Consider the following 19,608-nt stretch of genomic DNA (forward strand, 5'->3'; position numbering starts at 1 on the left):
TTGCCTCGGCATTCTTGCCGGGATGCGCGGCCGCGCGACCACCGCACGGGGGTGAGCGGCCCACGGGAGGCGCGCGACCGGCGTCGGGCAAGCCGGTGAGCTCGCGGGATAATGGGCGCATGGCTGATCCCCTCGTCCTCGGCATCGAGACCTCCTGCGACGAGACCGGCGTCGCGCTGGTGCGCGGTGACGAGCTCCTCGTGGACGCGGTCGCGAGCTCGATGGAAGAGCACGCGCGGTACGGCGGGATCATCCCCGAGGTGGCGTCGCGCGCCCACCTCGAGGCGATGGTTCCCACCATCCAGCGCGCACTCGGTGAGGCCGACGTCGACCTGTCCCAGGTGGACGCCATCGCCGTCACCGCAGGGCCGGGTCTCGTCGGCCCGCTCACCATCGGCGCGAGCGCCGCGAAGGCCCTGTCGATCGGGCTGAACAAGCCGCTGTACGGGGTCAACCACGTCATCGGCCACGCGGCGGTCGACGTGCTCGTCGACGGGCCGTTCCCCGAGCGCACCATGGCGCTCGTCGTCAGCGGCGGGCACAGCTCGCTGCTGCTCGTGGAGGACATCGCCACGCGCGTGATCGAGCTCGGCTCGACGCTCGACGACGCCGCCGGCGAGGCCTTCGACAAGGTCGGCCGCCTGCTCGGCCTGCCCTACCCGGGCGGCCCGCACGTGGACCGCCTCGCGCGCGAGGGCGATCCCCAGGCGATCCGCTTCCCGCGCGGGCTCACCGCCGCGAAGGACCAGCAGAAGCACGCGTACGACTTCTCGTTCTCCGGCCTCAAGACAGCCGTCGCCCGCTGGGTCGAGTCGCGCGTCGACGCCGGCCAGGAGGTCCCCAAGGCCGACGTCGCGGCGTCGTTCGCCGAGGCCGTCGCCGACGTGCTGACGGCGAAGACGATCGCCGCGTGCCGCCGTCACGGCGTGGACACGCTGGTGGTCGGCGGCGGGTTCTCCGCGAACTCCCAGCTACGGGAGATGGCGGCGAAGCGGTGCGCCGAGTCCGGCATCAACCTGCGCATCCCGCCGATCCGCTACTGCACGGACAACGGCGCGATGATCGCGGCCCTCGGCTCCGCCGTGGTGCGGGCGGGCGTGGCGCCGTCGGACCTGGGCATCCCGGTCGACTCGTCGATGCCGCTCACGACCGTCACGGTCTGAGCGGGCTCAGTCCCGCAGCGCGCGCCACGCCCGGGCGCCCAGCAGGAAGGCGACCACGCCGACGACGAGGCAACCCACGTACCAGCCCCAGTGGGGCGCGAAAGAGATCGAGCCGCCACCGGCGGTCGACACCACCCGGACGTCGACCCCGAACACGCTGCTGATGTCGGCCTTACCGCCGCCTACCGCATCGAGCGCCTCCGACGCACCGATGCCGTAGGCGAACCAGCAGTACACGGGGAAGCCGAACGCGACGAGGGCGGCGAGGACGGCGCCGTCGTTCCACCGCGGGCGCGGCTCGGGGAGCTCGCTCAGGTATCGGGCGGCCAGGCGCGCTGGGCGTCCGAGATCGGCCAGGGCGGCGGCCATGCCCGTGTCGCGCGCGGTGGCCATCACCTCGCCTCGCAGCTCGGCGAGGATCTGCTTGCGCCGCCGGCCGGGATAGTCCTGCAGCGCGCTCTCCAGGCGCAGCAGGTACCACTCGAGGCGGATCCGGTCGGCGAGGGACGTGTGCGGGGCGGACGAGGCTGACATGCTCACTGGTACCTCCGGTGGGTCGCGGGGTCAGGTGGTGTGCGGTGCCGGCTCAGCCCGGTCCGGGGCGGGGCCGAGCATGTCCGTCACGACGGCGGCCAGCTCGCCCCAGGCCCGGTGGGCGCGGTCGAGCTCGGCGCGGCCGACGTCGGTCGGGGCGTAGTACTTGCGCGCCGGGCCCGACGATGAGGCGACGAGCCGCGAGGCGACCCAGCCGTCCCGCTCGAGCCGGGCGAGCACCGGGTAGAGCGTCCCGGTGGACAGGTCCTCGAGGCCTGCCTCTCGCAGGGTCGTGACCAGCTCGTACCCGTAGGACTCGCCGCGCGCCCGGAGCGAGCCGAGGACGAGCATGGGCAGGACGCCCTTGAGGAGCTGGGTGTCTCCGGTCATAGCAATAAGGCTACACCGGGTATTCGGTGTTGCCTAGTACTGGGTGAGACCAGATCTCGCGATGGGTCGGAAGAGGTCCGCTAGGGCTTTGCGCCCGTCGCGACCGGCCGCGCCGAGTCGTTCGACCACTGCGACCACGACCCCGCGTACAACGCCGCCTCGACCCCGAGGGTCGCGAGGGCCGCCACCTCGTGCGCGGCCGTCACGCCGGAGCCGCAGTACACGCCGACAGGCCCGGGCCCCAGCGCCGAGGCCGCCGCGAACCGCTCGCGCAGCGTGTGGTCGGCCAGGAAGCGGGCGTCCGGGCCCAGGTTGTCCGCCGTGGGCAGCGACACCGCACCCGGGATGTGTCCCGCCTGCGGATCGACGGGCTCGGTCTCGCCGCGATACCGCTCGCCCGCGCGGGCGTCGAGCAGCACGCCGTCCCCCGCGGCGAGCGCGGCGGCATCGTCGGCGGTGATCACCGGCAGGCCGCCGGGCTCGGCCTCGAACGTGCCGCGCTCGGGCGTCACGTCGCCCGACTCGAGCGGCAGCCCGGCCGCGGCCCACGCCTCCAGCCCGCCGTCGAGGATCCGCACGTCCGACGCGCCGAAATAGCGCAGCAGCCACCAGGCGCGGGCGGCCGAGGTCCCGCCGACGGCGTCGTACACGACGACGCGCGCGCCCGCGCTCACGCCCCAGCGTCGCGCGGCATCCTGGAACGCGGACGCCGACGGCAACGGGTGCCGTCCCGCCTCGGGCGAGGCCGGCGCAGCGAGCTCCGTCTCCAGGTCGACGTAGACGGCGCCCGGGAGGTGCCCGGCCTCGTAGCGGGCCCGGCCGTCGGTGACACCGAGCGCCCAGCGCACGTCGAGCACGAGCGGCGCGCCGGGTGCGGGGTCGGCCTCCGCCCCGTCCGACATCGAGCCCAGACCGAGGTCCGCCGCCAGCCCGGCAACCGTCTCCAGCACGGCATCCCTCACGCCGCGTCTCCCTTCGTCCCGGCGGCACCTTCGGCCGCACCGTCATCGACGGCCGCGCCTTCACCGTCCGCGCCGCCGCCGGACACACCCCCGTGCTCGGACGCACCGCCGTCGCCGGACACATCCTCGTCGGAGTCGGTGATCTCTTCCGCCCGCAGATCGAGCCGCATCGTGTAGGCGTCCTTGTTCTCGGGCTGGTAGTACCGCTTGCGCACGCCCAGGCGCTCGAAGCCGAACCGCTCGTACAGCGTGAGCGCCGGGTCGTTGTCGACGCGGACCTCCAGCAGCACGGCCTCCGCGCCGAGCTGCCGTGACCGGTCGACCAGCGCCTGCAGCAGCGTCCGCCCGACGCCCCGGCGCTGGTAGGCGGGGTCCACGCCGATCGTCATCACCTGCGTGACGTCGCCGTCGAACCACAGCCCCGCGTAGCCCACGACCGGCTCCGGACCCGCGGCGGTCTTGCCGGTGCCGGGCTCCCCCGCGTCCGTGGCGACGACGTACCAGCGCCCCAGCCCTGCCAGCTCCTCCGCGAGCATTCCGTACGTCCACGCGCCGCGGCCGAACAGCAGGCGCTCGAGCTCCAGCACGCGGTCGAAGTCGGAGGCTCGCAGCGGCCGGAGCTCCACCCCGTCCGACTCCGACCCCCACGGCGCGCCCTCGTACACCACGTCACCTCCCACCGTGCTGCTCACACCGTGACCCCTGTCGCGGGGATCACCCTGTTCGTCGGCTCCTGCACGTCGGGACGGCGCAGGTAGAGCGGTTCTGCCGGCTGGTCGAAGTCCTCCGCGCGGCGGGCGAGCGCGATGCGTGCCAGCACGGTCGCGTCGGGGACGAGCGGGGCGTCGTCGGCCACCGGGAGGAAGTCGGCGTAGAGCATGGCGCCCTCTCCCACGACGACCACGGGCCCCTCCACGAGCTGGTCCTGCGCGACGAAACCGGCGCGAGCCACGTCCGGGCCCGCGAGCGTCTCCACGACCGGCACCCCGTGGGGGCCCTCGTGCGCGATCACGCGGTAGCGCGCCCAGTAGATCTCCCGGCGCCGTGCGTCCGACGTCGCCAGGATCTCGTCGCCCGGAGTGAGGCCGAGGTCGCTCACCGCCTGCACCGCGAGCGCGTCGAGGCTCGGCACGCCCAGCACGGGGACGCCGAGCGCGAGCCCCAGGGTGCGGGCCGTGACGAGGCCCACGCGCAGCCCGGTGAACGGGGCGGGGCCGGTGCCGGCCACGACGGCGGTCAGCTCCGATCGGTCCACGCCGGCCTCGGCGAGCACCTGGGCGATCAGGGGCGCGAGGGACTCGGCGTGCCGGCGGCGCTCTTCGGACGCGCGCGACGCGAGCCGCCCGCCGTCCTCGCCGACGAGCGCGACGGTGACGGCTGCTGAGGTGTCGAGGGCAAGTACGGGCACAGCCCCAGCCTAGTTCGGACCCGCCGCCCGGCCCCCTCCGCCGAGCGCCCCTCCGGACGGATCGACTAGGCGATCGGAGCGAGCGCCGCGAGGTCGATGCCCGCCCACCGCCGCCCCACGCCGCGGATGGTCACGCGCCGCACACCCGCCTCCGGGTCCTCGGCGCCGAGCGCCACGGCTCCCCGGGGCCGCACCAGGTCGATCTCGAGCCGGTCGTCCGTCAGCGCCTCGGCCAGACCCCGGCCCCACTCGACCACCGTCACCGACTCGTCGAGAGTGGAGTCGAGGTCGAGCGCGTCGAGCTCACCGAGGGAGCCGAGCCGGTACGCGTCCACGTGCACCAGCGCCGGCCCCAGGGTGCCGTCGGCGCGCGGCAGCGGCGGGTGCTCGCGCGCGACGATGAACGTCGGCGAGGCCACCTGGCCGCGCACGCCGAGCGCAGCACCGAGACCCTGCGTGAGCGTCGTCTTCCCGGCACCCAGGTCACCCGTGAGGATCACGAGGTCCCCGGCACGCAGCAGCCCGGCCAGCGCCGCCCCGAAGGCGCGCGTCGCCTCGGCGTCGGGCAGCTCCAGCGTCACCGTCTCGCCCGGGGCGAGCTCCGGCGTCGTCCCACCTGTCATGACCACGCTCCTCGCGCCGCGAACCCGCTCAGATCCATCGTGTCAGCGCCCGCCTCGTGCAACCCCGTGTAGACGCGCGGGACGCGCGCGCCCAGACGCGTGACGATCTCGTAGCTGATGGTGCCCGCGGCCTGGGCCCAGTCCTCCGCGCCCGGGCCGCCGGCGTGCGCGAGGCCGTCGCCGGCCCCGAAGAGGGTGACCACGTCGCCCGCCTGCTCCGTGGCGTACGGGCCCAGGTCGAGCATGATCTGGTCCATGCAGACCCGGCCGGCTACGCGGACCACGCGGGCCGTGCCCGGGCCCGCGTCGGGCCCGGCGACGTCGCCGAGGCCGCCGCCGACCAGCACAGGGCCGCCCGGACCGAGCGCCCCGCCCGACGCGTGCCGCGGGATCCCGTCCGCATATCCCAGCGGGACGACGCCGAGCACCGTCTCCTGGGTCGTCGTGTAGTGGTGGCCGTACGAGACGCCCGTGCCGGCCGGGACGCGCTTGACCGTCGCGAGCCGCGCCTCGAGCGTCATCGCGGGCCGCAGCCCGTAGTCGCCGGGAGGCCCGAGCTGCGGCACGGGCGACAGCCCGTAGACCGCCAGCCCTGGCCGGACGAGGTCGTAGTGAGTCTGGGGGTTCGTCACGGTCGCGGCGGAGTTCGCCATGTGCCGCACCTCCGGGTCGAAGCCGGCCGCCTCCACCGCCCGCACCACGTCGTCGAACACGTCGAGCTGGGCGCGCACGGTCGGGTGCCCGGGCTCGTCGGCCAGCGCGAAGTGCGACATCACGCCGACGAGACGGATCACGCCCTCCGCCTCGAGCGCCGCCGCCCGGTCCAGAGCGGCGGCCAGGTCGCCCGGCACGAGGCCGTTGCGGCCCAGGCCGGTGTCGACCTTGAGGTGCACGCGGGCAGGGCTGCCGGCAGCGCGAGCACCCGTCGCGACCTCGTCCAGTGCCCACGCCGCCGCGACCGCGACGTCGACGTCGGCCGCGACCAGGTCCTCGAACGGCGCACCGGGCGCGTACAGCCAGGTCAGCACGCGGGCCTGGGCGGGCGTGACGCCCTCGGCGCGCAGCCGCAGAGCTTCGGCGACCTGCGCCGTGCCGAGCCACGTCGCCCCGCCCGCGAGCGCCGCGCGGGCGCTCGGAAGCAGGCCGTGCCCGTACGCGTCGGCCTTGACCACGGCCATGACCTGCGCGGTGGACGCGGCGGCCCGCAGGGCGCGGACGTTGTCACGGATCGCCGAGAGGTCGACGACCGCGCGTGCCGGGTAGCCCGGCGAGAACTCGGGCGGCGCGCCGCGGAGGGGGTAAGCGCTCACGGTCACCGATTCTCGCACCCCGAGCCCCACTCCGAGAGGGTGCGCCGCGACTCGAAGCGGCGCGCTTCCCCCGTCAGCGGGTCGGTGAACTCCAGCGACCGGGCGAGGAGCTGCAGCGGGCGGGCATGGTCGTCGGGGTCGGTCTCGCGCAGCTCGGGCCAGAACGGGTCGTGCAGGATCGGGACGCCGAGCGACGCCATGTGCACGCGGAGCTGGTGCGTCTTGCCCGTGTGCGGCTCCAGCCGGTAGAGGCCGAGCCCGCGCGACTCGTCGCGCCCGGTCAGGGTCACGAGCGACTCCGCGTTCGGCTCGCCCTGGACCTCCTGCGCCCGGGTGACGCCCCGCAGCTTCACGATGCGGCTGCGTACGACACGCGGCGCCGCGAGGCCCGGTGACAGCGGCGCGACCGCCTCGTACACCTTGCGCACCTCGCGGCGCGCGAACAGCTCCTGGTACGCGCCGCGGACCTGCGGGCGCACGGTCAGGACGAGCACGCCCGCCGTCGGACGATCCAGGCGGTGGACGGGGCTGAGCGCGGGAAGGTCCAGGGACCGGCGCAGCCGCACCAGGACCGTCTGGGTGACCCAGCGTCCGCGCGGCATGGTCGCGAGGAAGTGCGGCTTGTCCACCACGAGCAGGTCGTCGTCCCGGTGGAGCACCTCGGGCTCGAACGGGACGACCTCCTCCACGGGCGGGTCCCGGTACAGGTAGAGGAAGCCGCGCGGCTCGTACGGGGTGTCGTCGGTGAGGGGCGCGCCCGCGCCGGTGACGACCTCGCCGGCGGCCACCTTCTCCAGCAGCCGCGCACGGTCGTCCGGGAACCGGTCGAGCAGGTACGCGAGCGCACGCGGGTAGCGCGCCACCGTGGCCGGGTCGTGCGGCAGGACCAGGCGCGTCGGGTTCAGGCCGTCCCGCACGGGCAGGGGGGCGGGAGTCACGCTCCCACGGTAACCCCGCCGGACGGGCCTACCCGCCGCTTGCCGGAAGGCGCAGAATGTCCCGGGTGAGCATCTACGACATCCCGTTCCAGCGCATGGACGGCACCACGACCACCCTCGCCGACCACCGCGACGACGTCGTCCTCGTCGTCAACGTCGCGTCACGCTGCGGACTCTCGCCGCAGTACGCGACGCTGGAGGAGCTGCAGAGGAAGTACGCGGAGCGCGGCTTCACCGTCATCGGCTTCCCGAGCAACCAGTTCTTCCAGGAGCTCTCCTCCAACGAGGCGGTGGCCGAGTTCTGCTCGGCCACGTACGGCGTCACGTTCCCGGTCGTCGACCGGGTCCGCGTGAACGGCCGCCACACGCACCCGCTGTACACGGAGCTCAAGAAGGCCGCTGACTCGACCGGCCACTCCGGCCGCGTGCGCTGGAACTTCGAGAAGTTCATCGTGCTGCCCGGCGGCGAGGTCCACCGCTTCGCGCCGGCGACGGTCCCCGACGACCCCGCCGTGATGGACCTCATCGAGGCGAACCTGCCGCACTGACGGGAGTCCTACGGGTCGACGAGGCGCTCTCAGCCGACCCTGTGCCAGGTGGCACTCCTGCCCGTCCCGTCCACCTGGACAGCACCCTCGGCCCGCAGGGCGTCCAACGCCAGGCGGATCGTTGCATCGCTGACGCCCGGGAGCGCTGCGCGGACGTCGGCGATGCGGAACGACGACGGAGCGTGCCGACGTACGTACAGGCGGACCCGATCCTGCTTGCTGCCCGCGGAGCGTGCCGTCGTCGTCGCACGCTGGAACTGGTCGTACGAGCCGCGCACGACCTCTACGAAGTACCTCAACCACGGCCAGGGGTCGTGTGCGCCTTCGTGCCACCCGGCCGTGGAGCCCTGGAGCGCTTCGTGATACGTGTCGGCGGACGCGGCAATCGACGACTCGAGGGACACGTACCGAGTCACCTCGTACCCTCCGTCCTGCAGCAGGGCGTTCGTCAGGGCGCGGGCGATCCGGCCGTTCCCGTCGAGGAACGGGTGGATCGTTAGCAGGTCGAGCGCGAAGAGGCCCACGAGCAGCACGGGATGGTGGCGGTCTTCCCTGCTCGCAGCGGTGTAGCGCCCGACGAGCTCCTCCATGTACCAAGGGGTGCGGGCCGCCGCCACGGGCGTGAACCGCTTGACGTGCGTGCCGTCCGGGAGGCGGTCCACGACGACGTTCTCGGTCGTCTTGAAGCCACCACCAGGTACGTCCGTGTAGGAGAACAGCAGACGATGCAGGTGCAGCACCAGCCCGACGTTCAGGGGCTTCCAGTCCTCGCGGTAGAGGTAGTCGAGTGCCGCACGGTAGCCGGCAAGCTCCTGCTCGCTGCGGTCGCGGAGCGAGACGTGCTCACCACGCAGGATGAGGTCGGCCCGCTCCCGGCTCTCGACGACGATCCCCTCGATCGCCGATGACGCCTCGATGCTCGCCACCCTCGCCCGCTCTGCAAGACTCGTGAGGAGCGCGGGGAGCTTGTCGCGGTAGAGGGCCTCGCTCCCCCGTCCGGTATCGATGACACGCAGGTCGCTCACCACCTCGAACGGCACACGGCCGATCAAGGTGTCAAGTTCGACGAACGACCGCACGGCTACCTCCCAAGTAACATGCTGAACATACTAATCCGAGGGCGATCTTAGTATGTTTAGCACGTTCGGTTGTGAGGTTAAGCCGACCGAGAGTGCCTGCTTCTTCTTGCGGTGGGGATCATTCAGCCGTCCTCACGACCGTCGCCGGCCACGCTGGCGGCCAGCCGCCGGAGCAGGCTGCTCAGCAGCTCACGTTCGGCCGGGTCCAGGGCGGAGACGAGACCTTCCTCGTGGGCGAGCAGGCCGCCCACCACTCCCTCGACGAGGCGGTGCCCGGCCGGCGTGAGCGTCACCGCGACGGCACGCCGCGAGACAGGGGATGGCGCCCGCTCGACGAGGCCGCTGCGTTCGGCCCGCGCCACGCGCTGCGAGATCGCCCCGGCAGTGACCAGGGTCTGAGCGGCGAGCTCGCGCGTCGTGAGCGTCCAGGGATCGCCCGACCGCCGGAGCGTGCTCAGCAGGTCGAGGGTGCCAGGGTCGACGCCGAGCCGGTCGAGCGTGCGACGGCGGTCGTCTGCGAGCGCCTTGGCGACCCGCCACAGCGGGGTGATCACGCCGATCGACGAGGTCGGCACTCCGGGCAGCTCCCGCCGCCATGCGGCGGCGATGGCCTCGGCCGGCAGTGCCGACGTGCTGTCGAAGGGGTACTCGGGCAAGGTGACCTCCGGTAGCCTACGTTTAGGCCTAAACATAGCGGAGGTGCAGATGGGCAAGCACGTTCTCGTCACCGGCGGGTCGGGCGGCATCGGCCGCGCGGTCGCGCAGTCCTTCGCCACGCGCGGCGACGACGTCGTGATCACGGGTCGCGACGCAGAGGCCCTCGCGCGAGCCGCCGTGGCGACGGGCGCGCGCGATGCCCCCTGCGACGTCCGCGACCCCACCGCGGTCGAAGCCCTCGTGGCCGGGCTGGGCCGTCCCGTCGACGTGCTGGTCACACTCGCCGGCGGGAACACCGACTTCGACACACCGGGCGCGAAGCCGACGGACCTCCCCGGGATCGCGGACGCCTGGCTGGCCAACCTTGGGGCGAACCTCCTCAGCACCGTCCTGACCGTGTCGGCCGTCGTCCCGACGATGCCCTCGGGGGGAGCGATCATCACGGTCGGCTCGATCGGCGCGGAGTACGCCTCCACGTCGTACGGCGTCGCAAAGGCGGCGGTCCAGGCGTGGACCGCAGGCCTGGCAGCCGACGTCGGCCCGCGTGGCATCACCGCCTGCTGCGTGGCACCGGGCTACATCGAGGGCACGGGGTACTTCCGAGGCCGCCTCGCCCCTGAGCGCCGCGAACGGCTCGTCGCGGCCACGCACGACAAGCGCCCCGGTACTCCGGACGACGTCGCCGCCCTCGTGCTCTTCCTCGCCTCCGAGGGCGCCCGGCACCTCACCGGCCAGACCCTCCACGTGAACGGCGGCGCCCACACGACGCGCTGATGCACCGCCTAGGAGGCGACTTCCACGTCGAGGCCGCTCACCGTGTGTCGTCTGTGTCAACACACAGTGAGCGGCCTCCGAACGGGCCACCTTCGCGGAACTCGCCCCGCCGCCCCTCTCCCGGTTCGTCTCGCGCGCCGACCAGGACGTGAGTCGCGGAAACGGCGCCAGTTCCGCAACCCACCTCCTGGTCGGCGGAGGGCCCGGCCCCGCTCACGCCCCGGCGAGCACGTCGGCGATCGCCGCCGGGAGCGCGTCGGCCACGTCGAGCGCGACCACCGGCCCTCCGGCCCGGGCCCCGGTGCCGGCCCCAGCCCGCGCCTGGGCATCGCCCGACCCCCCCGACACCGCCCACGCCGCGCGCCCGTGCAGCAGCACCGCGGCGGCGGCGAGCTCGGCCGCCAGCCCCGGCCGGGCCAGCACGTCGGCGGACCGGGACGCGAGCAGCGTGCCGAGCAGCCCGGCAAGCACGTCCCCGGCGCCGGCGGTCGCGAGCCAGGCCGGCCCGTCGGCCTGGGCGAACACGCCGTCCTGCCCGGCGATGACGGTGACCGACCCCTTGAGGAGCACGGTCGCTCCGGTCGCCTCGTGCGCGGCACGCGCCCAGCGCAACGGCTCGGCTTCGACCCCGGCCCGGTCGACGCCGTGCCCGAGCCGCTGCATGAGTGCGGTCAGCTCGCCCGCGTGCGGGGTGATCACCACGGACGGCGGGCAGCGGTGCTCGACGAGCTCGATGGCCCCGGCGTCGACGACGGCGGGCACGGCTCCCCCGGTCACGTCGGCCGACAGCAACCCGGTCACGGCCGCGAGCGCCCCGAAGATGCGGCGTCCCTGGTCGTCGGCGGCGTCGTCGTCGGCGGGCACGCCCGGCCCGAGCACCCAGGACTGGACCCGGCCGCCCGTCGTGACGACCTCCGGCCGGCGCCCGAGCACGAGCGCGCCGACGCTCTCAGGCCCGAGGTAGCGGACCATGCCCGCGCCCGCGCGTGCCGCGCCGGACACGGCGAGCACGGCCGCGCCAGGAAACGCCTCGGTCCCGGCGACGACGCCGACGACGCCGCGCGTGTACTTGTGGTCGCGCGGCCCCGGCACACGCAGCAGGGCTGCCACGTCGCGGGCCTCCAGCCGTCGTACCGCAGGGCCCGACGCCGGTGACCGGCCGGGTGCACCGCCCCCGGTCACGCGTCGGTCGCCCAGGCCGAGGCCGAGGTCGACCACCTCGACGATTCCCGCGAGATGAACCGCGGGCGGCAGGACGAGCCCGGGCTTGAGGGCGCCGAACGTCACGGTCCGGTCCGCAGGCAGCACCGGGCCGGCCACTGTGCCGTCGTCGACCCCGATGCCGCTCGGGACGTCGACCGCGACGACCCACGGGCGGGGCGCCCCGTGGGGGAGCGCGGCGCGGGCGTCGGCGAGCGCCCGAACAAGGCCGCCGGCCGGCGGGCGCAGCACCCCGTGGGCGCCGATCCCGACGAGCCCGTCGAGCACCACGTCGGCCTCGGCCACCTCCGCCACGACCACGGGGACCCGGACGTCGAAGAGGCTCACGACCCGGCCGCCCGCGGCCCGCAGAGCAGCGAGCCCCGCGTCGTGCACCCGGGGGGCGGCGAGCACCGCGGTCACAGCCAGGCCGCGCCGTGCCAGCAGCGCCCCGGCGAACAGCGTGTCGCCCCCGTTGTTGCCCGCACCGACGAGCAGTACCGCACGCGCCCCGCGCACGTCGCCGCGCGCACCCGCGCCCCTCGCACCCGCGCCCCGGCGCCCGGCCCCCGGGCCACGCACGGCTGCTTCGCCGGGCAGGCCGTCCGAACCAAGCCCTCCGCGGAGGCGGGGCGGGCTTCCCGGGGCGAGCGACCGGCGTCGGGCAGCGACGTCCCGCAGCACCGTGGCGGCGAGGGCGTGCGCCGCCCGGGACATGAGGGGCTCGCCGGCCGCGAGGAGCGGCTTCTCGGCTGCCCGGACGTCAGGTGCGGTCCACGCCTCGATCATGGACACATGATGCCCCGCGCACGTCACTTTCCCGTGACGGTGCGGATCTGGGCAACGGCAGCCGAACCACCGGATTACTCTCGGTCCATGCGATTCGGACTCTTCATTCCGCAGGGATGGCGCGTCGACCTCGTCGACATCGCGCCGGAGCACCACTGGGAGACGATGCTGGGGCTGCTGCACCATGCGGACAACGCCGCCGCGGGTGAGGCGATCCCCGGCGGCGAGTTCGCCTGGGAGAGCGTGTGGGTCTACGACCACTTCCACACCGTGCCCCAGGTGACCACCCAGGCCACGCACGAGGCATGGACCCTCATGGCGGCGTTCGCGGCGGCATCGCAGCGCGTGCGCCTCGGCCAGATGTGCACCTGCATGGCGTACCGCGAGCCGACGTACCTCGCGAAGGTCGCCTCGACGGTCGACATCATCTCCGGCGGGCGCGTCGAGATGGGCATCGGCGCCGGCTGGTACGAGCACGAGTGGCGGGCCTACGGGTACGGCTTCCCGACGGCGGGCGAGCGCCTCCGCGCGCTCGACGAGGGCGTGCAGATCATGGCACAGATGTGGCGCGAGGGCTCGGCCACGCTGGACGGGAAGCGGTATCAGGTCGACGGCGCGCGGTGCTACCCGCAGCCGCTGCAGCAGCTCGAGGGCCGGCCGTCGATCCCGCTGTGGATCGCCGGCGGCGGCGAGAAGAAGACGCTGCGCATCGCGGCGCAGTGGGCGCAGTACACGAACTTCGACGGCTCGCCGGAGGGCTTCTCGCACAAGTCCGCGATCCTGGAGCAGCACTGCCGGGACGTCGGCCGGGACTTCGGCGAGATCACGCGGTCGGCGAACTACAACGTGGTGATCGGCGCGACCGAGAAGGAGGTGGCGGACAAGCTCGCCTGGATCGAGTCGCACCTGCACACGTGGGTGCCGGAGAAGGCGGAGCAGGCGATCGCCACCTGGCGCAACAACCACCTGTCGGGCACGCCCGAGCAGATCGTCGAGAAGCTCCAGGGGCTCCAGGCCCTCGGCCTGGAGTACGCGATCACGTACTTCCAGGAGGCGGCCTACGACCGCTCGGGGATCCAGCTCTTCGAGAAGCAGGTCATCCCGGCCCTGCAGGGCTGACGCTGCGGTGGGGGGGGGGGGGGGGGGGCGCGCCGCCCCCCCCCCCCCCCCCCGCGCCCCCCCCCCCCCCCCCCCCCCGGGCCGGGGGGGGGGGGGGGGGGGGGGGGGGGGGGGGGGGGCCCCCCCCCCCCCACGCTCGCATCAGCCCTCGGCCACGACCATCGCGGACGCGATCCCGGCGTCGTGGGAGATCGACAGGTGCCACGCGACGACGCCGAGCTCGGCAGCACGGGCCGCGACCGTCCCCGACAGCTCGACGACGGGCGGGCCGCCGACGACGCGGTGCACGGTCGCGTCGTGCCAGCGCATCGTGCCCGGGGCGCCGAGCGCCTTGGCGATCGCCTCCTTTGCGGCGAACCGCGCGGCGAGGGACGAGGCCGGCAGGTCCCGCTCGGCGACGGTGAACAGCTTCTCGCGGAGCCGCGGGGTGCGCTCCAGGGTCTCCATGAACCGGTCGACGTTGACGACGTCGATGCCCACCCCGATGATCATGGGCCCACCCTACGGCGCGACGAGCCGCGCCCGGCCGGCCTGAGAGGTTTGTACGCTCCGCCCGTTTCCGTTGCTAGAGTAAAGAACGCGCCTGCGTGGCGTGATCGCTTGCTCAAGTGGAGGCACCCGTGTCCGAGGACGACGACAAGCTGCCCTTTCCCACAGTTCTCGTCACCGTGTTCGGCGTGGTCGTCGTCGTGCTGCTTGCGGCACTGGTCTACGCGCTGCTCCAGTGACGCCGGCGACCCCTGACGTGCCGGCAGCCGGCGTCGCACCGTCACTCGACCGTGACGGACTTCGCCAGGTTGCGCGGCTGATCCACGTCCAGGCCCTTGGCGTTGGCGAGCGCCATCGCGAAGATCTGCAGCGGCACCACGGCGAGCAGGGGCTGGAGCAGCGTCGGCGCCTGCGGGATCCAGAAGATCTCGTCGGCGTACTGGCGCACGACGTCGTCGCCGTCCTCCGCGATGACGAGCGTGCGGGCACCGCGCGCCCGGATCTCCTGGATGTTGGAGACCACCTTGGAGTGCAGGGAGTCCCTGCCCCGCGGCGACGGCACGACGACGAAGACCGGCTGACCCTCGTCGATGAGCGCGATCGGCCCGTGCTTGAGCTCCCCGGCGGCGAAGCCCTCGGCGTGGATGTACGCGAGCTCCTTGAGCTTGAGCGCACCCTCGAGCGCTACCGGGAACCCGACGTGCCGGCCGAGGAACAGCACCGACTTCGCGTCCCGCATGGACCGCGCCGTCGCGCGGACGTACTCGCCGCGCTCGATGACGGTCTGGATCTTGCGGGGCATGTCGCGCAGGTCGTCGAGCAGCGTCGCGATCTCGTCGGGGAACTTGTTCCCGCGCAGCTGCGCGAGGTAGAGGCCCAGGAGGTACGCCGCAGTGATCTGGGCGAGGAACGCCTTCGTCGACGCCACCGCGACCTCGGGCCCGGCGTGCGTGTAGAGCACGGCGTCGGACTCGCGCGGGATGGTCGAGCCGTGGGTGTTCACGATCGAGATGACCTTCGCGCCCTGGACACGCGCGTGACGCACGGCCATGAGCGTGTCCATCGTCTCGCCGGACTGCGTGACGGCCACGACCAGCGTCTTCTCGTCGACGATCGGGTCGCGGTAGCGGAACTCGTGGGCGAGCTCCACCTCGACGGGGATGCGGCACCAGTGCTCGATCGCGTACTTGGCGACGTGACCGGCGTAGGCCGCGGTGCCGCACGCGACGACGATGATCTTGTTGACCGCCCGCAGCACGGACTCGTCGATGCGCAGGTCGTCGAGCACGAGCTTGCCCGACGCGTCCGTGCGGCCGAGCAGGGTGTCGGCCACGGCGTGCGGCTGGTCGTGGATCTCCTTGTCCATGAAGGAGTCGAAGCCGCCCTTCTCCGCGGCGGCGGCGTCCCAGTCGACCGTGAAGCGCTTCGCCTCGGCGGGCTTGCCGTCGAAGTCGCACACCGCGACGGACGTCGGCGTGATCGTGACGATCTGGTCCTGGCCCAGCTCCAGCGCCTCGCGGGTGTGCGCGATGAACGCGGCGACATCGCTCCCGAGGAAGTTCTCCCCCTCGCCGAGACCCACGACGAGCGGCGAGTCGTGCCGCGCGCCCACCACCGTGTCCGGGGCGTCGGCGTGCACGGCGAGCAGCGTGAACGTGCCCTCGAGCCGGCGGGCGGCCTCGGCCATGGCCTCCGTGAGGTTGCCGGTCTTCCGGTACGCCTTCGCGAGCAGCTGCGCGGCGACCTCGGTGTCGGTCTCGGAGCGGAACTCGACGCCGTCGGCCAGCAGCTCGTTCTTGAGCGTCCCGAAGTTCTCGACGATGCCGTTGTGGATGACGGCCAGCCGGTCGTCGTCCGCGAGGTGCGGGTGGGCGTTCGCGTCGGTGGGGCCGCCGTGCGTCGCCCAGCGCGTGTGCCCGATGGCGGCCGTGGCCGGCGGCAGCGGGTGCTCGGCGAGCTCCTCGACGAGGTTGGAGAGCTTCCCGGCCTTCTTCGCCATGGCGACGCCGGCCAGCCCGGGCGCCACGAGCGCGACGCCGGCGGAGTCGTACCCCCGGTACTCCAGGCGCCGGAGGCCCTCGAGAGCGATGTCCAGCGGCGTGCCCGACGGCGTCGCGCCGCTCCCCGCAGCCGCTGAGCCCAATCCTGTGTATCCGACGATCCCGCACATGCCGGGGAGTCTAGTTCAGCGCTCCGGAAGGGCCGATGACGCGGCTCACAGTCGCCCGGGCGACCTGCCCTGTCTGGTACTGGGTCTCGTGGGGCACAATCGTGCGGGTGGTAAACCAGTTCTCGACCACGGACCTCGGTGAGCACCTGCTGTCGTCGGCGCCGGCATCACCGTACGTGGACCTCGACCGCGCGGCATGGAGCAAGCTCTCCGCGTCCACGCCGCTCCCGCTGACCGACGAGGACGTCGAGCGCCTGCGGGGTCTTGGCGATCCCATCGACCTGGCCGAGGTCGACGCGATCTACCGCCCTCTGTCCCGCCTGCTCAACCTGTACGTGACGGCGACGACCGGCCTGCACCAGGCGACCTCGACCTTCCTGCGCGAGGACCCGCCGCGTACCCCGTACGTCATCGGGGTCGCCGGGTCGGTCGCCGTCGGCAAGTCGACGACGGCGCGTGTCCTGCGCGAGATGCTGGCGCGCTGGCCCGAGACGCCGCGCGTCGAGCTGATCACCACCGACGGCTTCCTCTACCCGAACGCGGAGCTCTCCCGCCGGGGCCTCATGGAGCGCAAGGGCTTCCCCGAGTCCTACGACCGCCGGGCCCTGATCCGCTTCCTCTCCCGGGTCAAGGCGGGCCAGGCCGAGGTCCGCGTCCCCCTGTACTCGCACGTCATCTACGACATCGTGCCGGGCGAGGAGGTCGTGGTGCGCAAGCCGGACGTCCTCATCGTGGAGGGCCTGAACGTGCTGCAGCCCGCCCGGCCGAGCGCCGTCGACGAGTCGACCGTGGCGGTGAGCGACTTCTTCGACTTCTCGATCTACGTCGACGCCCGCACGCGCAACATCCGCCAGTGGTACGTGGACCGGTTCCTCGAGCTGCGCCGCACCGCGTTCTCCCGCCCGGACTCGTACTTCCGCCGGTACGCCGCGCTGACCGACGAGGAGGCGACCGAGCGCGCGCTGTCGATCTGGGAGTCGATCAACGCCCCGAACCTGGAGCACAACATCCTGCCGACCCGCGGGCGGGCCACGCTGGTGCTCACGAAGGGCTCGGACCACACGGTCCAGCGCGTCCGCCTGCGCAAGCTGTAGCGGTCAGGCCGCCCGGTCGTCGCCGCCGAGGGTGTCCCGTCCGGTCACCTCGGGCGGCACGGTCACCTTCTCGGGCTCGGCCTCCGGCTCCGCGTCGTTGCCGCCGGTGATCCACATGACGATCTTGTCGATCACGAAGCCGAGCGCGACGCCCAGGACGACGCCGAGGCCGATGGCCAGGAGCGGCTCGTGCCCGAGCCACCGTGCGGCGACGAGCCCGATCAGCGTCGAGTAGATCGCCCACATGACGGCGGCGACGGCCGCGATGAGCATGAACGGGCGGCGCGGGTAGCCGACGGCGCCGGCCGTCATGTTGACGGCCACGCGGCCGATCGGCACGTAGCGCGCCGCGAGGATGAACGAGGCGGCCCGCCGGGCCAGCGCGCGCTCTGCCCAGGCGACGGCGCGGCGGCCACGCGGGCCTCGGAGGAACGGCACCCGCTCCGTGCCGATCATGCGGCCGATCTGGTAGGCGATCTGGTCGCCGGTCCACGCGCCGAGCGCCGCCGTGACGAGCACCAGCCAGAGCTCCGGCGTGCCCGAGTGCGAGGCGGCGACCGTCAGCGTGATGACGACGGACTCGCTCGGCAGCGGCGGGAAGAACCCATCGATCGTCGCGAAGCCGAACATGGCCGGGTACACCCAGGGCGACGCTGCCAGGGCGAGGATCCAGGACTCCAGCGAGTCCAGGAAGACGGTCAGGGCGTCGAGCACGAGTCCTCGGTTCGTCGGCCGGGCGCGCCCGGGCTGAGTGCGGCGCCGACCCGGTGCCGCACCATCAAGCGTATGCAGGCGAGAGCCATGGTGGGCACCAGGGACAACCCTGCAACGACCCGGATTCCCGAAACGTTCATCCCTGAACGAAAGGTTCACCCGCGGTTCACACAGGCCCGCGCCAGAACGGCACGTCAGAGCGCGAGGCGCTCCCGTACGACCTCGGCCAGCTCGGCCGCAACGGACTCCGCCTGGTCCTGGGACCCGGCCTCGACCATGACGCGCACGAGCGGCTCCGTGCCCGAGGAACGCAGCAGGACGCGGCCCGTCCCGCCCAGCAGCGCCTCGGCCTTGGCGACGGCCGTCTGGACCCCCACGTCGGTGGTGGCGCGCCCCTTGTCGACGCCCTTGACGTTGACGAGGGTCTGCGGCAGGCGCGGCACGTCGGAGGCGAGGTCGGCGAGGCGCCGGCCGGACGCCTTGACCCACGCGGCGAGGTGCAGTGCCGCCAGGACGCCGTCGCCCGTCGTGGCGTGCTCCGCGAGGATGATGTGGCCCGACTGCTCGCCCCCCAGGCCGTACCCGTGGGCGCGCATCTCCTCGAGCACGTAGCGGTCGCCCACGGCGGTCTGCACGGTGTTGATGCCGACGTCCCGCATCGCGAGGAGAAGGCCGAGGTTGCTCATGACGGTGACGACGAGCGTGTCGCCCGGCAGGCGACCGTCGGCCTTGAGCGCGCTCGCCAGGATGCCGAGCACCTGGTCGCCGTCGACGATCGTGCCGGTGTGGTCGACGGCGATGCAGCGGTCCGCGTCGCCGTCGAACGCGACGCCGAAGTCTGCCTCCGAGGCCACGACCACTGCCTGCAGCTGCTCCGGGTGCGTGGACCCGCACTTCTCGTTGATGTTGCGGCCGTCCGGGCTGGCGTTCATCACGACGACGTCGGCGCCGGCCGCGCGCAGGGCCTCCGGGCCCACCTCGCTCGCCGCGCCGTTCGCGCAGTCGATCGCGATCCGCAGGCCCTCGAGCGGGCGGTGCTCGAGCGTTGTGCTCACGCTCGCGGTCAGGTGCTTCACGTACTGCGCGACGGCGGCGCCGGCGTCCACGCGGATCCGGCCGACGTCGGCGCCGACGGGCCGGTCCCACGGCTCGTCGAGCCGGGCGGCGATCGCGTCCTCGACGTCGTCGTCGAGCTTGAGGCCGCCCCGCGCGAAGAACTTGATCCCGTTGTCCGGCATCGGGTTGTGCGACGCGGACACCATGACCCCGAGATCGGCGTCCAGCTCGCTGACGAGGTACGCCAGCGCCGGCGTGGGCAGCACGCCGAGGATCAGCACGTCGACGCCCGCGGCGGCGAGGCCTGCGGACACCGCGCCGGCGAGGAACTCGCCCGACGCGCGGGGGTCACGGCCCACCACGGCACGCGGGCGGTGCCCGGCCCCGACCTCCGCGGCGAGCACGCGCGCGGCGGCGCCGCCCAGCGCGAGCGCGAGCTCCGCGGTGACGTCCTGGTTGGCGAGACCGCGCACGCCGTCCGTGCCGAATAGCCTGCTCATCGAGTCTCCTTCTGAGTCATTGTTCCCGGTCCACCGTAGCGGGCTCCGGGTGTGGTGTACCCGGAGGGCCGCTGAACGGGGATGGCCCCGC

Annotated in this window: 20 protein-coding genes; 5 read left to right on the forward strand and 15 right to left on the reverse strand. The window is 73.4% G+C overall.

Annotated elements, in window-relative coordinates; genetic code table 11:
• Positions 1-119: 119 nt before the first annotated feature.
• Positions 120-1,163 carry a tRNA (adenosine(37)-N6)-threonylcarbamoyltransferase complex transferase subunit TsaD gene (gene tsaD / locus L1785_RS17190; protein WP_236090513.1) on the forward strand — a complete coding sequence of 348 codons (1,044 nt, stop codon included), beginning with the start codon at positions 120-122 and terminating at the stop codon, positions 1,161-1,163.
• Between the two features lie 6 nt (positions 1,164-1,169).
• On the opposite strand, the gene L1785_RS17195 is transcribed toward tsaD, so the two are convergent.
• From L1785_RS17195 to L1785_RS17230, 8 genes are all read right to left on the reverse strand, one after another.
• Entirely contained in the window at positions 1,170-1,697 is a 528-nt protein-coding gene (locus L1785_RS17195; protein ID WP_372461882.1) for an HAAS signaling domain-containing protein, read from the reverse strand.
• 30 nt (positions 1,698-1,727) lie between these two features.
• Positions 1,728-2,087: a PadR family transcriptional regulator gene (locus tag L1785_RS17200; protein ID WP_236090515.1), complete on the reverse strand. Its 360-nt coding sequence runs from the start codon at positions 2,085-2,087 to the stop codon at positions 1,728-1,730.
• Positions 2,088-2,167: 80 nt separating this feature from the next.
• Entirely contained in the window at positions 2,168-2,989 is an 822-nt protein-coding gene (locus tag L1785_RS17205) for a sulfurtransferase (protein WP_236090566.1), read from the reverse strand.
• 56 nt (positions 2,990-3,045) lie between these two features.
• Positions 3,046-3,741, reverse strand: coding sequence for a ribosomal protein S18-alanine N-acetyltransferase (gene rimI, locus L1785_RS17210; RefSeq protein ID WP_308113364.1), 696 nt, complete (start codon positions 3,739-3,741; stop codon positions 3,046-3,048).
• Complete coding sequence (tsaB, locus tag L1785_RS17215) at positions 3,738-4,457, reverse strand: tRNA (adenosine(37)-N6)-threonylcarbamoyltransferase complex dimerization subunit type 1 TsaB (RefSeq protein WP_236090516.1); 720 nt, start codon at positions 4,455-4,457, stop codon at positions 3,738-3,740. Before tsaB ends, rimI begins: the two co-directional genes overlap by 4 nt.
• A gap of 65 nt (positions 4,458-4,522) precedes the next feature.
• Positions 4,523-5,080: a tRNA (adenosine(37)-N6)-threonylcarbamoyltransferase complex ATPase subunit type 1 TsaE gene (gene tsaE / locus L1785_RS17220; protein ID WP_236090517.1), complete on the reverse strand. Its 558-nt coding sequence runs from the start codon at positions 5,078-5,080 to the stop codon at positions 4,523-4,525.
• Positions 5,077-6,390: an alanine racemase gene (gene alr / locus L1785_RS17225; RefSeq protein ID WP_236090518.1), complete on the reverse strand. Its 1,314-nt coding sequence runs from the start codon at positions 6,388-6,390 to the stop codon at positions 5,077-5,079. Before alr ends, tsaE begins: the two co-directional genes overlap by 4 nt.
• A 2-nt stretch (positions 6,391-6,392) precedes the next feature.
• Entirely contained in the window at positions 6,393-7,328 is a 936-nt protein-coding gene (locus tag L1785_RS17230) for a pseudouridine synthase (RefSeq protein WP_236090519.1), read from the reverse strand.
• Between the two features lie 56 nt (positions 7,329-7,384).
• Between L1785_RS17230 and L1785_RS17235 the strand changes: the two genes are divergently transcribed.
• Positions 7,385-7,876, forward strand: a complete 492-nt coding sequence (locus L1785_RS17235; protein WP_236090520.1) for a glutathione peroxidase — start codon at positions 7,385-7,387, stop codon at positions 7,874-7,876.
• Between the two features lie 29 nt (positions 7,877-7,905).
• Here L1785_RS17235 and L1785_RS17240 read toward each other — a convergent pair whose 3' ends face one another.
• A complete protein-coding gene (locus L1785_RS17240; protein ID WP_236090521.1) occupies positions 7,906-8,955 on the reverse strand; it encodes a Fic family protein in 1,050 nt (349 codons plus the stop codon).
• 122 nt (positions 8,956-9,077) lie between these two features.
• Positions 9,078-9,611, reverse strand: coding sequence for a MarR family winged helix-turn-helix transcriptional regulator (locus L1785_RS17245; RefSeq protein ID WP_236090522.1), 534 nt, complete (start codon positions 9,609-9,611; stop codon positions 9,078-9,080).
• A 49-nt stretch (positions 9,612-9,660) separates the two neighbouring features.
• Here L1785_RS17245 and L1785_RS17250 point away from each other — a divergent pair, with 49 nt between their 5' ends.
• Complete coding sequence (locus tag L1785_RS17250; protein WP_236090523.1) at positions 9,661-10,386, forward strand: SDR family NAD(P)-dependent oxidoreductase; 726 nt, start codon at positions 9,661-9,663, stop codon at positions 10,384-10,386.
• 213 nt (positions 10,387-10,599) lie between these two features.
• On the opposite strand, the gene L1785_RS17255 is transcribed toward L1785_RS17250, so the two are convergent.
• Complete coding sequence (locus L1785_RS17255; protein ID WP_236090524.1) at positions 10,600-12,375, reverse strand: bifunctional ADP-dependent NAD(P)H-hydrate dehydratase/NAD(P)H-hydrate epimerase; 1,776 nt, start codon at positions 12,373-12,375, stop codon at positions 10,600-10,602.
• A gap of 87 nt (positions 12,376-12,462) precedes the next feature.
• Between L1785_RS17255 and L1785_RS17260 the strand changes: the two genes are divergently transcribed.
• On the forward strand, positions 12,463-13,494 hold the full coding sequence (locus tag L1785_RS17260) for an LLM class F420-dependent oxidoreductase (protein WP_236090525.1): 1,032 nt from the start codon (positions 12,463-12,465) through the stop codon (positions 13,492-13,494).
• A gap of 141 nt (positions 13,495-13,635) precedes the next feature.
• Here the strand turns inward: L1785_RS17260 and L1785_RS17265 are convergent, their stop codons facing one another.
• Both L1785_RS17265 and glmS read right to left on the reverse strand, forming a co-directional pair.
• Complete coding sequence (locus L1785_RS17265) at positions 13,636-13,986, reverse strand: holo-ACP synthase (RefSeq protein WP_236090526.1); 351 nt, start codon at positions 13,984-13,986, stop codon at positions 13,636-13,638.
• 277 nt (positions 13,987-14,263) lie between these two features.
• Positions 14,264-16,153, reverse strand: coding sequence for a glutamine--fructose-6-phosphate transaminase (isomerizing) (gene glmS, locus L1785_RS17270; RefSeq protein WP_236090527.1), 1,890 nt, complete (start codon positions 16,151-16,153; stop codon positions 14,264-14,266).
• A gap of 98 nt (positions 16,154-16,251) precedes the next feature.
• On the opposite strand from glmS, the gene coaA reads away from it, so the two are divergent.
• A complete protein-coding gene (gene coaA / locus L1785_RS17275) occupies positions 16,252-17,247 on the forward strand; it encodes a type I pantothenate kinase (RefSeq protein ID WP_236090568.1) in 996 nt (331 codons plus the stop codon).
• Positions 17,248-17,250: 3 nt separating this feature from the next.
• Here coaA and L1785_RS17280 read toward each other — a convergent pair whose 3' ends face one another.
• A complete protein-coding gene (locus L1785_RS17280) occupies positions 17,251-17,961 on the reverse strand; it encodes a DedA family protein (protein ID WP_236090528.1) in 711 nt (236 codons plus the stop codon).
• A 194-nt stretch (positions 17,962-18,155) separates the two neighbouring features.
• Positions 18,156-19,517, reverse strand: a complete 1,362-nt coding sequence (gene glmM / locus L1785_RS17285) for a phosphoglucosamine mutase (RefSeq protein WP_236090529.1) — start codon at positions 19,515-19,517, stop codon at positions 18,156-18,158.
• Positions 19,518-19,608 lie beyond the last annotated feature (91 nt).

Origin of the sequence: Antribacter soli (assembly GCF_021568775.1) — a bacterium.
GTDB lineage: Bacteria > Actinomycetota > Actinomycetes > Actinomycetales > Cellulomonadaceae > Antribacter > Antribacter soli.